The 15,048-nt window shown below is 47.2% G+C and carries 19 protein-coding genes; 15 read left to right on the forward strand and 4 right to left on the reverse strand.

The features are described 5' to 3' along the window. Nucleotides 1–45: 45 nt before the first annotated feature. The 3 genes from wtpA to ACKU40_RS03675 all read right to left on the reverse strand — a co-directional run bounded on the left by wtpA (nucleotide 46) and on the right by ACKU40_RS03675 (nucleotide 2,926). Nucleotides 46–1,023, reverse strand: coding sequence for a tungstate ABC transporter substrate-binding protein WtpA (gene wtpA / locus ACKU40_RS03665; RefSeq protein WP_320175174.1), 978 nt, complete (start codon nucleotides 1,021–1,023; stop codon nucleotides 46–48). 324 nt (nucleotides 1,024–1,347) lie between these two features. Then, nucleotides 1,348–1,566, reverse strand: coding sequence for a hypothetical protein (locus ACKU40_RS03670; protein ID WP_320175175.1), 219 nt, complete (start codon nucleotides 1,564–1,566; stop codon nucleotides 1,348–1,350). Between the two features lie 472 nt (nucleotides 1,567–2,038). Further along, entirely contained in the window at nucleotides 2,039–2,926 is an 888-nt protein-coding gene (locus tag ACKU40_RS03675) for a DMT family transporter (protein ID WP_320175176.1), read from the reverse strand. Nucleotides 2,927–3,049: 123 nt separating this feature from the next. On the opposite strand from ACKU40_RS03675, the gene ACKU40_RS03680 reads away from it, so the two are divergent. The 7 genes from ACKU40_RS03680 to ACKU40_RS03710 all read left to right on the forward strand — a co-directional run bounded on the left by ACKU40_RS03680 (nucleotide 3,050) and on the right by ACKU40_RS03710 (nucleotide 9,395). Further along, complete coding sequence (locus ACKU40_RS03680) at nucleotides 3,050–4,657, forward strand: MBL fold metallo-hydrolase (protein WP_320175177.1); 1,608 nt, start codon at nucleotides 3,050–3,052, stop codon at nucleotides 4,655–4,657. A gap of 2 nt (nucleotides 4,658–4,659) precedes the next feature. Further along, nucleotides 4,660–5,220 (forward strand): 16S rRNA (guanine(966)-N(2))-methyltransferase RsmD, encoded by a 561-nt coding sequence (gene rsmD, locus ACKU40_RS03685; RefSeq protein WP_320175178.1) that lies wholly within the window; start codon nucleotides 4,660–4,662, stop codon nucleotides 5,218–5,220. Next, complete coding sequence (gene coaD / locus ACKU40_RS03690; RefSeq protein WP_320175179.1) at nucleotides 5,208–5,708, forward strand: pantetheine-phosphate adenylyltransferase; 501 nt, start codon at nucleotides 5,208–5,210, stop codon at nucleotides 5,706–5,708. The genes rsmD and coaD overlap by 13 nt, the downstream gene beginning before the upstream one ends. Next, on the forward strand, nucleotides 5,709–6,629 hold the full coding sequence (gene miaA / locus ACKU40_RS03695; RefSeq protein WP_320175180.1) for a tRNA (adenosine(37)-N6)-dimethylallyltransferase MiaA: 921 nt from the start codon (nucleotides 5,709–5,711) through the stop codon (nucleotides 6,627–6,629). Between the two features lie 154 nt (nucleotides 6,630–6,783). Beyond that, on the forward strand, nucleotides 6,784–7,833 hold the full coding sequence (locus ACKU40_RS03700; protein ID WP_320175181.1) for a hypothetical protein: 1,050 nt from the start codon (nucleotides 6,784–6,786) through the stop codon (nucleotides 7,831–7,833). A 17-nt stretch (nucleotides 7,834–7,850) separates the two neighbouring features. Beyond that, nucleotides 7,851–8,807 (forward strand): hypothetical protein, encoded by a 957-nt coding sequence (locus tag ACKU40_RS03705; protein ID WP_320175182.1) that lies wholly within the window; start codon nucleotides 7,851–7,853, stop codon nucleotides 8,805–8,807. Between the two features lie 12 nt (nucleotides 8,808–8,819). Further along, the gene (locus ACKU40_RS03710; protein WP_320175183.1) at nucleotides 8,820–9,395 is read left to right on the forward strand and encodes a CDP-alcohol phosphatidyltransferase family protein; all 576 of its coding nucleotides are present in this window, start codon (nucleotides 8,820–8,822) and stop codon (nucleotides 9,393–9,395) included. A 72-nt stretch (nucleotides 9,396–9,467) separates the two neighbouring features. Here ACKU40_RS03710 and ACKU40_RS03715 read toward each other — a convergent pair whose 3' ends face one another. Next, nucleotides 9,468–9,653 (reverse strand): twin-arginine translocase TatA/TatE family subunit, encoded by a 186-nt coding sequence (locus ACKU40_RS03715; RefSeq protein WP_015852278.1) that lies wholly within the window; start codon nucleotides 9,651–9,653, stop codon nucleotides 9,468–9,470. A 197-nt stretch (nucleotides 9,654–9,850) separates the two neighbouring features. Between ACKU40_RS03715 and ACKU40_RS03720 the strand changes: the two genes are divergently transcribed. The 8 genes from ACKU40_RS03720 (at nucleotide 9,851) to ilvB (ending at nucleotide 15,048) form a co-directional block, all read left to right on the forward strand. Further along, the gene (locus tag ACKU40_RS03720; protein ID WP_320175184.1) at nucleotides 9,851–10,219 is read left to right on the forward strand and encodes a hypothetical protein; all 369 of its coding nucleotides are present in this window, start codon (nucleotides 9,851–9,853) and stop codon (nucleotides 10,217–10,219) included. 38 nt (nucleotides 10,220–10,257) lie between these two features. After that, a complete protein-coding gene (locus ACKU40_RS03725; protein ID WP_320175185.1) occupies nucleotides 10,258–11,052 on the forward strand; it encodes a hypothetical protein in 795 nt (264 codons plus the stop codon). Between the two features lie 11 nt (nucleotides 11,053–11,063). Next, nucleotides 11,064–11,774, forward strand: a complete 711-nt coding sequence (locus tag ACKU40_RS03730; RefSeq protein WP_320175186.1) for an HAD family hydrolase — start codon at nucleotides 11,064–11,066, stop codon at nucleotides 11,772–11,774. A gap of 191 nt (nucleotides 11,775–11,965) precedes the next feature. Continuing rightward, entirely contained in the window at nucleotides 11,966–12,256 is a 291-nt protein-coding gene (locus tag ACKU40_RS03735; RefSeq protein ID WP_015852274.1) for a YggT family protein, read from the forward strand. A 15-nt stretch (nucleotides 12,257–12,271) separates the two neighbouring features. After that, nucleotides 12,272–12,775, forward strand: coding sequence for a DivIVA domain-containing protein (locus tag ACKU40_RS03740; protein WP_320175187.1), 504 nt, complete (start codon nucleotides 12,272–12,274; stop codon nucleotides 12,773–12,775). After that, on the forward strand, nucleotides 12,772–13,092 hold the full coding sequence (locus ACKU40_RS03745) for a DUF167 domain-containing protein (protein WP_320175188.1): 321 nt from the start codon (nucleotides 12,772–12,774) through the stop codon (nucleotides 13,090–13,092). The genes ACKU40_RS03740 and ACKU40_RS03745 overlap by 4 nt, the downstream gene beginning before the upstream one ends. 30 nt (nucleotides 13,093–13,122) lie before the next feature. Beyond that, nucleotides 13,123–13,341, forward strand: a complete 219-nt coding sequence (locus ACKU40_RS03750; RefSeq protein ID WP_320175189.1) for a DUF465 domain-containing protein — start codon at nucleotides 13,123–13,125, stop codon at nucleotides 13,339–13,341. A 12-nt stretch (nucleotides 13,342–13,353) separates the two neighbouring features. Continuing rightward, nucleotides 13,354–15,048: a biosynthetic-type acetolactate synthase large subunit gene (ilvB, locus tag ACKU40_RS03755; RefSeq protein ID WP_320175190.1), complete on the forward strand. Its 1,695-nt coding sequence runs from the start codon at nucleotides 13,354–13,356 to the stop codon at nucleotides 15,046–15,048.

Consider the following 15,048-nt stretch of genomic DNA (forward strand, 5'->3'; position numbering starts at 1 on the left):
ATTAATGAAAGCCGGGGATCTCCCCGGCTTTCATTTTTGGTCGGATTATTTATTTACTTTTACAAGTTTCTGCAGTTCAGCGGGCATGTTCTTAACCATGGCTTCATCAGGGACAATGGCAGGAACAAAAGGAGGCTGGCCCATTTCTTTCAGGATTTTCAGGCCGCCTTCAGGGGAGAGCATGTAAGCCATGAAAGCAGTGGCTGCAGCTTTGTTGGGGGCGTCCTTAAGCTTGGTGATACCGTAAGTGATTGATTTTCCAACACGTTCAATGGTGGTGCCGGGTTTATTGCCGCTTACAGTTACTTTCGCCTGTTTGTAGAAGTTGTTGTATTTGTAGTCGGAAAGATTGATGTGTTTATCAAGGGTAATGTATTTCAGGCCGTGCTGTACTGCCACGGAGAGGTATTCCCAAGCGTAGTCCATGTTTCCTGTTTTGAGCAGTGAGATCAGTTCAACTGATTTGGGGCGGACCCATTCTTTCTTGCGCTGTTTGATGAGTTTATCAAAGAGGCCTTCTTTGCCGTAAAATTTTTCAGCCAGCTGCATAACCATCACGCTGCGGTAGCCGCAGGGATCAAGGTTGGGATCTGAGTGACCCCAGACAACGCCGGGCTTCTGGATGATTTCATACCAGTTGTCGGAATTGATCTCAGATGCGTATTTGGACTGGTCTGTGTAACAGAGAACAAGCTGGTTGGTTGCAAAGCGGATGTTGAAATCTGCAAACTTGGGAATCAGGTTTTTGTCGATGACAACGTAGTCTGCGGAAGCCATGATATCAGCAGGTTTGCCCACTTCAGAGATCATACGTGCCATTTTGGTGGAACCACCGGCCTCGCGTTTGATGTCAACGCCGGGATGCATGGCTTCGAATTCCTTTTCCATCTTAGCAAGGGGAACGGAAAGGCTGCCGGCGTGGAACATGATTACATCGCCGCTGAGTTTTTCGGTTGCAAAGCCCGGAACAGCGGATACCAGTGAAAGCATGACGAGAATCACTCCTAAAGATATTGAACGCATTTTTTTTCTCCAGTTTAGGATAATTAAAAAAATAAGGGAATTGGAATAACCGTATATTTTGTAGGGGAATTATTGTCAAACATGACATATGTCATGGAGAGCATAATTAAGGGGCGTGAGTTTGGGCAGAAATAGATAGGCATAAAAAAAGCAGCATTAATATGCTGCGTGGTAAATTCCCTGCGGTGGGATTTATGAAGAAACATGGGCGCAAAAGTCAGGTCAGCTTGTCAGTCAGTTCCTGATTTTTGCGCCTTCCCTTGTTTCAATAGCCGCAAGTTGTTGAGGTTGTTATTGTGTGCGGCCTGCGTGATTGCAATTGGGTTACTGTGAAATCTGCTTTGTTGTTTTTGTTGCGATGTCGTTGTCGTTGCAGAGCCTCACGCGGTTGTAAAACAGATCTTCAGGTTCGGCCTTGCTGAACAGTTCCTGCAGCAGGACATTTAAAAACATGCTCTTGCTGATTCCAAGATTCTGGCAGGCTTCTTCGATCTTTTCATTGATTTCATGGTTCAGGTACACATCTGATAGGCGTGTATGCATAATTTCCTCCTTATCTTCTAAGTGGTGTCTATGGTATATTGAGTTTTGATTCAATGTTTCTTCGTTTACCACTAGTAATAACATAATACGAAAAAACAGTTATGTACAGTGGGTTGCGCGTTTTTAACCGTTCTGTCGTCAATCCTTAAACTTAACATTGAGTAGAAGACTGAATGGATGTGCAGTTTGTGAACTTGTGCATTGCACATATGTGCAAAAAATATGTGCAAGAAAATGTGCAGGGTGAGTAAGTGAAAAAGTTTATTTTGTTTAAGTTGCTGTAAATAAAGGAATAGCTTTTTTGGCACGCTAGATGCTAAATGGAAATACAAGACGGGCGAAGAAATTGTTCCCCTGCACTTTCTTCAACAAGTGCCCGAATATACATATAGTCTTCATTCCTCATCATCACTCCTTTAAGTACAAAAAGGACCGGGACACCTCCAGCCCGGTCCTTTTGTATTTTTATAGTTTAACTCTTCTTTCCCAATTGCTGGATCACATTTCCACCCACAATAAACAGAAGTCCCATTAGCGTTGAAGGCAGAATTTCCTCACCAAGAATAAAGTGGATCAGGATCAGCGACAGGAATGGTGACAGGAAAATAAGGTTGCTCACCCGTGATGCCTTTTCAGTCAATTTCAAGGCATTCAGCCAGAGAGCGAAAGTTATCCCCATTTCAAAGAAACCCACATATGCAGCCGAAAGTATTGCCGGGGCATTGAACGGCGGCGGACCGGAGAAGATAAGCATGGCTCCGGCTACCAGCGGCAGTCCGAAACAGAAGTTTAAAAACAGCCCCACCAGCGGGTCGGATTTACTTTTTGTGTTCATGATCCAGTATAGCGACCAGAGTATAGTGCTGAACAAGGCTAGAAATACCCCGTAACCATTACTGAATTGAATATTTAGCAGATTGCCGTGGGTGGAAATTACCACCACACCCAAGTAGCTGGTCAGGATTGCCAGCAGTTCGCGCATGGTCATTTTTTGGCCCAGCAGGGGGATGGAAAGCAGTGAAAGAGTGATTGCCCATGTGTAATTGAGCGGCTGGGCTTCCTGTGCGGGGAGCAGGTCGTAGGCCTTAAACAGTACTATATAATACAGGAATGGATTGATCAGTCCGGGGAGGCCGTTTTTGAGTAACTCTTTTATACTCATGCACTTTATCTGCGCGGTTTTATTCTGTATCTTCAAAATTAAGAAAAGGGAGAAGGTGGAGAAAATAACCGCATAGAAGAGTAGTTGCAGCGGGTCCATGTAGCCTAGGGCTATTTTGAATGCCGAGGCAACTGTAGACCAAATGAGAACGGCTGAAAGTCCATAAAGGTATGCTTTTTTCTGGTTGTGCTGCTGCATTTTCTAATTGCTCCGCTGTTGCCTGAATTTGATTAATGGTGCATGTAACAGTGCATTCGAATTATCAAAAAAAGAAAAACAAGCCTAGTCGTAATAGATTCAAGTTTGGATTCGGGAGGAAAAATGAAGATTACTTTTATGGGTGCTGCTAAAACTGTCACCGGTTCCTGTTATATCATTGAGACCGAAAATACCAGATTCGCTGTTGATTGCGGTCTTCACCAGGGTAACGCTGAAATTGAAAAACGTAACCGGGGTATTGCGGATTACGATCCGAAGAATCTTGATTTTATCCTGATTACACATGCTCATATTGATCATACCGGATTGCTTCCTGCTGCGGTGCGGGCCGGATTTAAAGGTCCCATCTACATGACCACTCCGACCCGCGATCTGCTTGATATTATGCTGCTCGATAGTGCCTACATTCAGGAAATGGAAACCGAGTGGACCAACCGTAAAAGGTTGCGCAAGGGAATGTCCCCCATTTCTCCTATCTATCAGCAGGACGATGCGCTGAAGACCGTACCGCTCATGCGCACAGTGCAGTATGGAGCCAGTTTCGACCCCGCTGAAGATGTGACTGTAAACTTTAAGGATGCAGGACATATTCTCGGTTCCGCATTTATTGAGTTGTGGATCAAGGAAGGCGGGGAGACTACCAAGATTGTTTTTTCCGGTGACCTTGGACACAAGGACCAGCTTATCGTCCGTAACCCCAGTATTATCGAAAAGGCTGATTACCTGCTTATGGAATCAACCTACGGGGATCGCAATCACAAGGACTCCTCCAACAGTCTTGGGGAATTGGCTGAAGCTATTAAATGGAGTTACGAACGTGGCGGCAAGGTAGTTATTCCGGCATTCGCTGTGGAACGTTCCCAGCAGCTTATCTACACCTTGCATCTGCTTTACAAAGACGGCAAGCTTCCAGCTGACATGCCTGTCTATCTGGACAGTCCTCTTGCCATCAGAGCCACCGAGATTTTTAAAAACCATCCGGAATTTTTTGATCTTGATACTAAAGAGTTGATGCATAACGGCGATGATCCCCTTTCTTTGCCAAACCTTAAATTTACCCTGACCACGGAAGAATCGCAGGCCATCAACAATACTAAAGGTCCGGCCATTATTATTTCTGCAAGCGGCATGGCCAACGCTGGGCGTATCAAGCATCACCTGCGTCATAATATCTGGCGAAAAGATTCCAGTGTGGTATTTGTAGGTTATCAGGGTGTGGGTACTCCGGGCCGCAAGTTGGTAAACGGCGCTGACAGCATCACCATTTTCGGAGAAAAACTGGCTGTGGAGGCGAGAATCTTCACTATTAACGGTTTTTCCGGTCACGCCGGTCAGGATGAGATGCTTGATTGGCTGAAAAACTTTGACAGTCCGGCTATGAAAGTCATATTGACCCACGGCGAGCCGAAAGGGCAGAAAGTGCTGGCCGGTCTGATCAAGCAGGAACTTGGTTACAAGGTGCATATTGCTGATTACCGGGAAGAACTCATGCTTGTGCCCGGCGGAGAAATACAGCCTGTAGCCAAGGGGATGTCTGCCAAGCCGGGAATTGACTGGGATTTTCTGCTCAAGGACTCTGAAAAACTTTTTACTGAATTCAGAAGCAGGCTCGATAAAGTGCAGGCTCAGTCCTTCCTCAGCCAGACCGAGCTGCGGGACAGGCTGCTTGAAATCAATCGTCAGGTTGTGGAACTTATTTCGGAATTGTAGATATGAGACTTATTAGCGGCAAATACGGCGGGCGGGTAATCAAAACCGCCAGCGGCCCCGGATACCGTCCGGCAACCTCCAAGGTTCGGCAGGCTATTTTTTCCATGCTCGAATCAAGGGGCGTGGAGTGGGACGGTCTGCGTGTTGCGGATATGTTCGCCGGGAGCGGCAGCCTTGCCATTGAGGCCTTGAGCCGTGGTGCGGAGTTCGCTCTTTTTGTGGAGAAAAACGGACGTGCCGCGAACTTGATTAGTACCAATCTTAAGGATTTGGGAGCTTCGCCCAAGGAGTACAAGGTCTTTAAGACCGACCTGTTCAAAGTACTCGGAAAAGCCCCGGATAAACCTTACGATCTTATTTTTATCGACCCTCCTTACGGATATGACCTGCTGCCCAAGGCCCTTGATGCGGCCCTTGAAAGCGGCTGGCTTTCCGAGGACGGGTTTGTGCTGGCGGAAGTTGAGGATAAAGTCGAACCACCTGAATCTGAACATGTGGGGCGCCTCGATTTGCTGGTAAACAAACTCTATGGTCAAACAAGGATTTTATTATGGCAGAAGTAAGGCCAGTAACAGCAGTATTCCCCGGAACTTTTGACCCTTTCACCCGTGGTCATTTTTCATTGGTCATGCGTGGGATCAAGACATTTCATAAAGTCATCGTCGCCGTAGCGGGCAGCACCTCCAAGAATACAAAGTTTTCTCTTGAGGAGCGGGTGGACATGGCAAAACGCATTTTCGAACACCATCCGCAGGTGGAGGTCGATTCGTTTGACGGTTTGCTGGTACATTATGTGGAGCAAAGTCCGGCCAATGTTATCATGCGTGGATTGCGTGCGGTTTCCGATTTTGAGTACGAATTTCAGATGGCACTTATGAACCGTCGTCTGGATAATGATATCCAGACCGTCTTCTTGATGACCGACTACAAGTGGATGTATCTCAGTTCTACAATCATTAAGGATGTGGCTGTGAACGGCGGGGATATTAAAGGTCTTGTGCCGCGTCAGATTTATGATGAAGTCATCGAAAGGCTTGTTTCCGGAAAATAGATGATGGAAAAGCGCAGACCAGTTGTTTGTATTCTCGGTCCCACAGGGGCCGGGAAGACAGCCACTTCTCTCGGTATGGCCCGGAAATTCCCGGTGCGGGTAATCAATTTTGATTCCCGGCAGGTTTATACTGATTTTCCGGTAATTACCGCCCAGCCCAGCCCGGATGAAATGGCCGTTTGTCCGCATGAACTTTACGGATTCCTGCCGACCACTGAAACCATTAACGCATCGGGTTTTGTTGATCTCGCCAAGGAGCGCATTGATGCTTCCGGAGCTGGAGAGCTTCCGGTATTGGTCGGTGGAACGGGCATGTATCTGCAAAGCTTGATTTCCGGTCTTGCGCCTATTCCGGACATTCCGGACGAAATTCGGGAACGTATTCGCAAGCGTGCAGAAGAAGAGGGCGGTCCGGCTATTTATGCCGAACTGGAAAAGGTTGATCCGGAGTATTGCGAGCGCACCCATCCCAACAACCGCCAGCGAAATGCCCGTGCTCTTGAAGTTTATGAGGCCACCGGCAAGAATTTTACTTGGTGGCATAATCGTGAAGTACCGCCTTCTCCTTATAATTTTTTGAAGATCGGCATTAAGGTCGATCTTGATGAATTGACCCCGCTGCTTAAGTTGCGCATTGAAAATATGCTTGAGGCCGGGGCAGTGGAAGAGGCCCGTAAGGCATGGGAAAAGTGCCCAGATGAAAATGCGCCCGGTTGGACCGGGATCGGTTGCATTGAGTTGATGCGTTACATCAAGGGCGAAATCGACATGGATGAGACCATCCGGTTATGGGCCAAGAATACTCGTGCCTATGCCAAGCGGCAGCTGACTTGGTTCAAACGCGAGAAGGATATTCACTGGTTTGCGCCTCACGATCATGACAAGGCTGTTAAATTTGTAGAGCAGTGGCTTGCGGATTGAGTCCGGGAAGGGTAAGAACTTTTAAGAGTTTTTTGCCTCCGGCGGCTTAAACCCTTTTGCAAAAGGGTTTAAGAATCCCAAAACCTTTTGTTAGTTTTGTTTTGGGATAGATTGGAGAAGTGTGCGTATTTGAAATTATAATGGTGGAAAACCAATGAAAATATATACTTTTCTTGTTTTATTTGTCCTGTTGTTTACAGCTTCTTTTGCTTGTGCTCAGGGGCAAGCTGCAGACAACGGTGACGGTTATGGCGGTTTGATCGAGAAATACGACGGAACCCTTATTAACTGGGGAAGTGGATTTCTTTCCGCTTCTTCGTCTATCAAGTTGCTGCCGGGCAGTATTGATCCTGTACGCAGCAAGGCTCTCGCCGTGCGGCAGGGTGGGGTAGAGTCACGCAAGGGGCTGCTGGATATGGTTCTTTCTTTGCCGCTGGACAGCCGCCGCAAGGTCTCTTCCATTATCAAGGATGATCTTAAGTCTTTGAATTCTCTACGCGGTTACGTGCAGAATTCATTGCTTGATACGGCGGTTGATGCAAACGGGATAGTGGTCGTAACTTCTTCCCTCAACCTGCGTAACGGCCTTTCCTCTATTATTATTCCACCGACCATTTCTTTTCAGACCGGTATTCCACCGACCATTTCCGGTGATCGCGGTGAGACTGGAGCTGAATTGCAAGCTCTGGAAAGCGAAGAAAACGGTTATATTGACAGCTCCGTTTACAGTGGCATTTTAGTCGATGCCCGGGGCCTTGATTGTAATCCGGTACTGCTTCCCCTTATTTATGACGGCCGGGGAGTGGGGGTGTACGGTCCTTTTGCGGTCAGCAGGGAGACTGTGCTCAAGCGTGGTATTGTTACTTATATGACTGATGATAAATCTGAAAATTTGCGTTCTCGGATTGGAAATTTTCCTTTGAAAGTTAAGGCTGTGAATACCCACGGGGCTTCAAGGAGTAATCTGATTCTTTCACTTGATGATGCGGTTAAGGTTAGAGCTGTGCTTAAGCGTAAGATTGTGAGCGAGAATTGTTCAGTTGTTATTCTTGTAGATAAGCCTTCCGGGGCTGTTAAAAAAGATGAATCCGTAGATTCTGCAGATGAAGAACTGCCGCAGGATGCTAGTGCGGTTACTGATGATAGTGAGATTCAGGAAGAATCTCTTGATGCACATCCTGCAGAACAGAATCAACAGCGATAAATTACCGGAGCGATAAGTTGAATTTTTCAGATAAGATAAAGCCGTTTGTTTTGACAGCCTGCGTTGCGGTGCTGCTGTTTTCTGCTCTGCCTGCTTACGCAGTTAAAGTTCAGATTTTCAAGCCTGTTGATCCTGAAAAGGAAGTTTCCCAGCGGGTTCTGCGTCAGGAAGCAGTCACTGAAGCTTTTGCTCAAGCTCTGTTTGCCGAAGCTTCACGCATGCTTCCCGGAACCTTGTCCGCAGAAAGGACAGAGGCGGTCAAGAAGGCTTTCGGCAGTTATTATGAAGAGTACATCAACGGCTATAAGGATATGAACGTTAAAATGAGCGAAGACGGAGTTTCCGTTTCTATTGACGTTAGTGTTAACCGTAAGTCTTTGCGTGCTGCGATGAAAAAAATGGGTCTCTTTTCATCTTCCGTAGTTCCTGTTCAGATTGATGTTTCCAATGAAAAATTTACTCTCAATGAAGAGGGGCAGCTGGAACAGAATGAGAAGATCAATGAGTTGATTGTTCTTTACGGGCTGAGCAATGCGACTGTGGCTGACAGTAATAAGACTGCCTCGGTCCTTTCCGTGCGGCATGCATCCAAGAATCGTTGGACCGGTGACCTGCAGTCTTCCGGTGGAAAATGGTTTGCTTCCGGAAGCAGCATGGAAAGGGTCTGGCGTGAACTCTGGGGTAAGTATTACGGTTCTGAAAACATTGAAGCCCTCATGAATCCCAAGGCTGTTCTGGTTGTCAGCGGCTGGTTTAATCCAGAAGGAGTACGTGAATTCGGGCGTAAGCTTAAGTCATGGGATTCCGCAGTTCAGGAAGTGGAGTTACTTGATGTTGAAATGCAGCCCACCGCTGTTTCTGCAAGCTGGTCCCTTGAAGTTTCCGACCAGTGGGTGCTGCGAGGGTATTTAAACGACTACCTGCCTCCCCGCGGGCTTACTTTCAGTCTGGAGGGACTCGAGGAGGCAAAATAAAAAGGAAGGATCGTGCAGAGCCGAAAAATCTGGACCATACCCAATCTGATCACTATTTTCAGGATATTGCTTACTCCGGGGTTTGTTATTACTTACCTTGACGGCAATTTTCTTGCTGCTTGGCTGCTGTTCATGGTGGCCGGGATTTCAGATGGGCTGGACGGTTTTCTGGCTCGGGTCATGAAACAGCGCACTGAATTCGGGGCCATGATTGATCCCCTGGCTGATAAAATTCTGCTGGTAACTTCCTTTATCTGCCTTTCTGCTCAAGAATTTGTCCCTGTCTGGCTGACCGTACTTGCTGTCTCCCGTGACCTGATCATTGTCGGGGGACTTTTCCTGCTGAAATTTTACGGTGTAGAAGTGGAAAAGAGGATTCAGCCTCTTTGGTCCAGCAAAATAACTACAGCGTTGCAACTTTTGGTCGTTTTCAGTGTCTTGACCGGACTTGCTTTCGGATTGGATGTGGGGTTCCTGCATCCTGAAGTAGAGATTATTACTGCTGTTTTTACTTTTATTTCCGGAGCGATATATCTTAGGCGCGGGCTGGGTATGTTTGCTGAGGCTCTTGATAACGGGATAAAATAAAACCCCGGCTCGCAGAGCAAACCGGGGTGTTGCAGGCGGGGCCTGCAAAATAAATCAAGCTGGCAGCAAAGACTAAGCGTCTTTGTTCTTATCTTTTGACGGTGTTACGTCAATTTCTTCAGATTCGCTGCTTGCCTTTTTAAAATTCTGAATTGCACGGCCAAGACCGCTACCCACTTCGGGAAGTTTTTTAGCTCCGAAAATCAGGATGATAATACCCAAAATTAAAAGAATTTCTGTTATTCCTAAACCGAACATTTTTATCCTCCAATGCTAGACGGTAGTGAACTTTTACACGTGCCTCGCTCTTTGGTCAAGAATGACTTCTTATCTCGGAACGACACGGAAAAATTTATGTTTTTTGATCTTTACAAAGCCGCAATGCGTACATACTTCAAACGTTGAATGTTTAACAGTTTCAGGCCGCTGGCCGTGTTGTCCCGGAGGGATGTTTTTTGGCTAAGGTAACCAAGATGCCGGGCCGTATGTGCCGGTTCTATCTAAATGGAAGGTGTCTTTACGAAGAGATGCTTAATCCCGGGTATAATCGTGAATGGCGGTGCCGGGTTCTTAAGGATCTGGAAGGGAAGTATGATAAACTCCTTTTGCAGGCCGATAATTTTCATTTGGACGAGCAGGCCTTTCGTGACCTTTGGGAACAAAGAATAGAAGAACACTTGAAATCCACAGTTGTGTGTCGCAAGATGGTTCCGCGAGACGAAGAGGGCTTTCCCTTCTGCGCAGCGCTGCATGAAGAAGTTTGTCTTTTTGAGCAGCCTGAATGTGAGGGCGTTTGCAGCCGTTTCGAACCGCATAAGAAATAAAATTTCAGAGAATAATTGGGTCTAAAAGGAGTTCTACCGTGCTGATATATTTTCCGCAAATGCATGAAGAGTTGGTGGGGGAAAAGGTTGAGGGTGCCTTGATTTTTGATCCGGGTATTGACAGGGAAGCTAACGGGGATGTGCTTGTCTACCGCCCTGAAAATCTGCCTGTTGAACCTCAGACCTGCCGCCGTATGGTTGATGATTTCATCAGCTACGGTGAAAGCCTTGGCGATATGCTCAAGTTTATTGCCAACCCGCAGCCCAGCGATAGAGATCAGTTCGGTGAAAGAACCAGCGCTATCCAGAACGAGCTGAATTCCCGTATCTCTCCTGAGGTTGAGGATAAAAGTGATGAAGAAGCACGCATCCAGAATCAGGTAGTTCTGGCTCTTTGTTATGCCTATGAAGAAAAGAATCTAGAACTTGGGTCCCTTGAACAAAAATTGAGTGAGAAATGGGCCGGATTTGGTGAAAGTCTCGGCTTGGACGTGGATAACGAGGATGACCGCAAGGCTATGGCTCTCGGGGGACTTATGGCTAATTTGCCCGGTCTGGGCGGCGGGGACGTTCAGTTGCCGTGGAAGAAGGTGCTGGAAGGTTTTGCCTTGCTGTTGCCTGAAAATTCAGTTTTGGTAACCGGAGATGTTGATGCGGTCTCTCTTTGGAAGGATCTTGATATTGAATTTTATGAAAAGGAAGGACTGTTGGAGGAGAAAGCTTTGGTGCTCCGCGAAAAGGCGTGGAAGTTGCTGGACCTTTCCGGATTGCCCGAAGACAAACCATGGCTTGCCCGGGAATTTACCGTAGTTCTTAAAGTGAAAGAAGTTTAGGGAGAAATCCTATGGAATCCATACATATCAGTGCAGTAACTCCTCCTGAGGTGGTTAAAGAGATAAAGGGTGTGATTTTTGATTGTGACGGGGTCTTGATCAATTCTTTTGAATCCAATAAGTGGTACTACAACAAGTTCAAGGAAAAGTTTGGACTTGATCTTATGGATGCCGAAGAAGAAAAAGCCGTCCATGCTTTGACTCATGCCGCAGCCTTGAAGCATATCCTGCCTGAAGAATTCCATGAAGAAGCCTTTGTTTTCAGCTCTGATCCCTCACTTAGGGAGGGTATTAGTTATATTAAAGTAGAAGAAGGGCTTATCCGTCTGCTTGAGTGGCTGAGAACCAATAATATCCGTATGGGGATCAATACAAACCGTACTGATACTCTTCCGTTGGTTTTGCAAATGTTTGATATTGAGGGCTTCTTTGCGCCAATGGTTACTTCGCAGACCCTGCCTAACACTAAGCCTCATCCTGAAGGCGTTCATTACATTCTTAATAAATGGAAGATGAAGCCTGAAGAAGTGGTTTATATCGGTGATACATGGGTGGATGAGAGCTGTGCAGAACGTGCCGGAGTTGAATTCTGGGCTTATCGCAGTCCTACACTTAATGCCCGTTTGCATGTGAACAGTTATTGGACTTTATGTAATCTGCTGGAAAAGGCCCGGAATGATGTCTGGTCCAGTTGCGGTTGCGGTCAGCAAAAGTTTATTTAAATTAGTATGAAGGAACATGAATGAGCTGTCAGGGCTTGATTTTTCTGTGTGCTCTTTGTGATCTATGTTCTTATATTTAATAGAATTCAGTTAAATTTGGAAAAACAGTTGATTCTTGAATCCTGCTGTGCCAATTTATAGTCAAGATCGGAAGCCGCCGCTTCCGGTCCAGCCCGTTAGGAGTATGTTAAATGGATTACGTGATTCTTGCCGTGGCGAAGGTCCTTTCGCTCGTACTTAATCTCTATATGTGGGTGGTTATTATTTCCGCCCTGATTACTTGGGTCAATCCTGATCCCTACAATCCGATTGTCAGATTTTTACGTAGCGTGACTGAGCCTGTTTTCGCCAAGGTTCGGCAGTATCTCCCCTTTGTAAATATTGGTGGTTTTGATCTTTCACCCATTGTTGTGCTTCTGGCCATCCAGATGCTCGACATTGCTCTGGTGGGCAACCTCACCAGACTCGCTTATGGCATGTAGATGCCGGAGGTGGGCATGAGTCTTTCAAAAATAGACTTACTTAATAAAAAATTCTCGAAGTCGCTGTTCGGATACTCCAAGAGTGAAGTAGACCAGCTTATGGTCGAACTCGCGGAGGTTCTGGGGGCTTCTGCCGACGAGAAAAAGCAGCTCCAGAAGATGGTTTCCCGTCGTGAGAGCACTATCACTGAGTTTCGCCAGCGTGAAGAAACACTGCGCGATACCCTGATGACCACCCAGAAGATGGTGGATGACCTTAAGGCTACCGCAAGGAAAGAAGCCGAGCTTATCATCAATGAAGCCCACTCAAGGGCTGAGGTGATTTTGCAGCAGGCTCATAACCGGCTTGCCCAGATTCACGAGGATATCAACGAATTGAAACGGCAGAGAACCCGTTTTGAGGTCGAGTTGAAAGCTCTTCTTGAGTCCCATCTCAAGACTTTGGAGATAGGTGATCCCGAAGTTGAGAAAGTCGAAGCCATCGAATCCAAACTTAAATTCTTTAAGAAGGCCAAGTGAGCGAAGTTATAGCTGAACTCCCATCTTACATCAGGCCCTGCGGACACGGTTCGTGGAGGGTCTCTGTGTGGGTGCAACCCGGCGCCAAAAATGAGGGTATTACCGGGGAGTATCAGGACAGCGTTCGTGTGCGCATAAACGCGCCCGCTGTTGATAACAAAGCCAACAAGGCTCTTGCCGCATTTGTCGCGACCCGTCTGGGTCTTAAAAAGCGAAATATTTCCATTGCATCAGGGCATTCCAACCGTAAAAAGGTTTTACTGGTGGAGTCCGATGTTGAACCGCGCTGGGCTGGGATAATCCCTGCCAGCGCCTGAGTTGCAAACCATTGCAAAAAGGAGTTTCAAATGGAACAGAGAGAAATTGAACTGATCGAGCAGCTAGTGGGCCAGGATAGCGAGATTCACGCTCTATGGAATCAGCACAACGAATTCAAGAAACTCATCGATAAAATGGAAGCTAAGTCCTACCTGAGTGACACTGAAACTCAGGAGGTCAAAGAACTCAAAAAGAAAAAACTCGCTGGAAAGACAAAGCTGCAAGCTTTGCTCGACAAGCATAAATAAGGGAGGGTAGCCATGGAGCTCACCGGAGCTCAGATATTTCTTGAATGTCTGAAAAAGGAGGGTGTGGACGTCGTATTCGGATTCCCTGGAGGAGCCGTAATTGATATATACGACGAATTGCCCAATTATCCGTTTAAGCACATACTTGTAAGGCATGAACAGGGTGCAATCCATGCTGCGGACGGCTATGCACGCGCCACCGGCGATGTAGGAGTCTGCCTCGTGACATCAGGTCCCGGAGCGACCAACACTGTTACCGGCATAGCAACGGCGTATATGGATTCGATCCCGGTGGTTATTTTCACCGGGCAGGTTCCCACACCATTGATCGGAAACGATGCGTTTCAGGAAGTGGATATCGTAGGAATCACCCGACCCTGCACAAAGCATAACTACTTGGTTAAGGACATCAAAGATCTTGCCTACACTGTCCGACAGGCCTTCTATCTGGCCCGTACCGGACGTCCCGGGCCGGTTCTGGTCGACTTGCCCAAGGACATTATGCAGCAGAAATTCAAGTTCGAATGGCCTGAAGATGTGTCGCTGCGAAGCTACAACCCCAATCTGAAACCGCATGCGCGGCAGATTAAAAAAGTCGCTAAATTAATCGAAGGTGCAGAAAGACCCTTGATTTATGCAGGCGGAGGGGTTATCAGCTCTGGAGCTGAGGATGAATTAACATGGCTCGCCCAGAGTCTGAACATTCCGGTGACCGCTACCCTTATGGGGCTGGGCGCCTTTCCCGGAGATGATCCCCTTTGGCTGGGGATGTTGGGAATGCACGGCACCTATGCCGCAAACATGGCAATAAATAACGCGGACCTCGTCCTGGCAATCGGGGCGAGGTTCGATGACCGTGTTACCGGTAAGGTCAGCACTTTTGCCCCCAAAGCCACTCTTGTTCACATCGATATTGACCCCACCTCAATTCAGAAGAACGTAGCCGTACACGTGCCTCTGGTCGCTGACTGTAAAAGCGCACTGTCTGCATTAAAGAGTGAAATGGAACCGAACCTTGATTCCGTGGACTGGGAAGTTGCCCACGCTGTATGGGTCAGGCAGGTTCAGGAATGGTCAGAAACTCATCCCCTGCGATATAATAAGGGCGACACCGAATACATCAAGCCCCAACGAGTTGTGGAGAAAGTCTACGAAATCAGTAACGGCGAAGCCATTGTCGCTACTGAAGTAGGCCAGAACCAGATGTGGGCTGCTCAGTTCTATAAGTTTAAACGTTCCAAATCTTTCCTCTCATCAGGTGGTCTCGGTACCATGGGCTTCGGTTTTCCTGCAGCTATCGGTGCTCAGATGGCCTTCCCCGACAAACTTGTGGTGAATATTGCCGGTGACGGTTCTATTCAGATGAATATTCAGGAAATGATGACTGCTGTCTGCAACAACCTTCCCGTAAAAATTGTTATCTTGAATAACGGCTATCTCGGAATGGTCCGCCAGTGGCAGGAGCTTTTTTACAATCGCAACTACTGTGAAACCTGCATGGATGCCCAGCCGGACTTCGTTAAACTTGCCGAAGCATACGGAGCTGCCGGGTACAGGATTACTGAAGAAAAAGACCTCGAACCGGTGCTCAAGGAAGCTTTCTCCAACGGAAAGCCGACCATCATCGATGTCCGTGTAGATCCGGAAGAGAACGTGTATCCCATGGTCCCGGCCGGTGCTTCATTAACCGACATGCTGCTCGTTTAG

Origin of the sequence: Maridesulfovibrio sp., assembly GCF_963666665.1 — a bacterium.
Lineage (GTDB): Bacteria > Desulfobacterota > Desulfovibrionia > Desulfovibrionales > Desulfovibrionaceae > Maridesulfovibrio.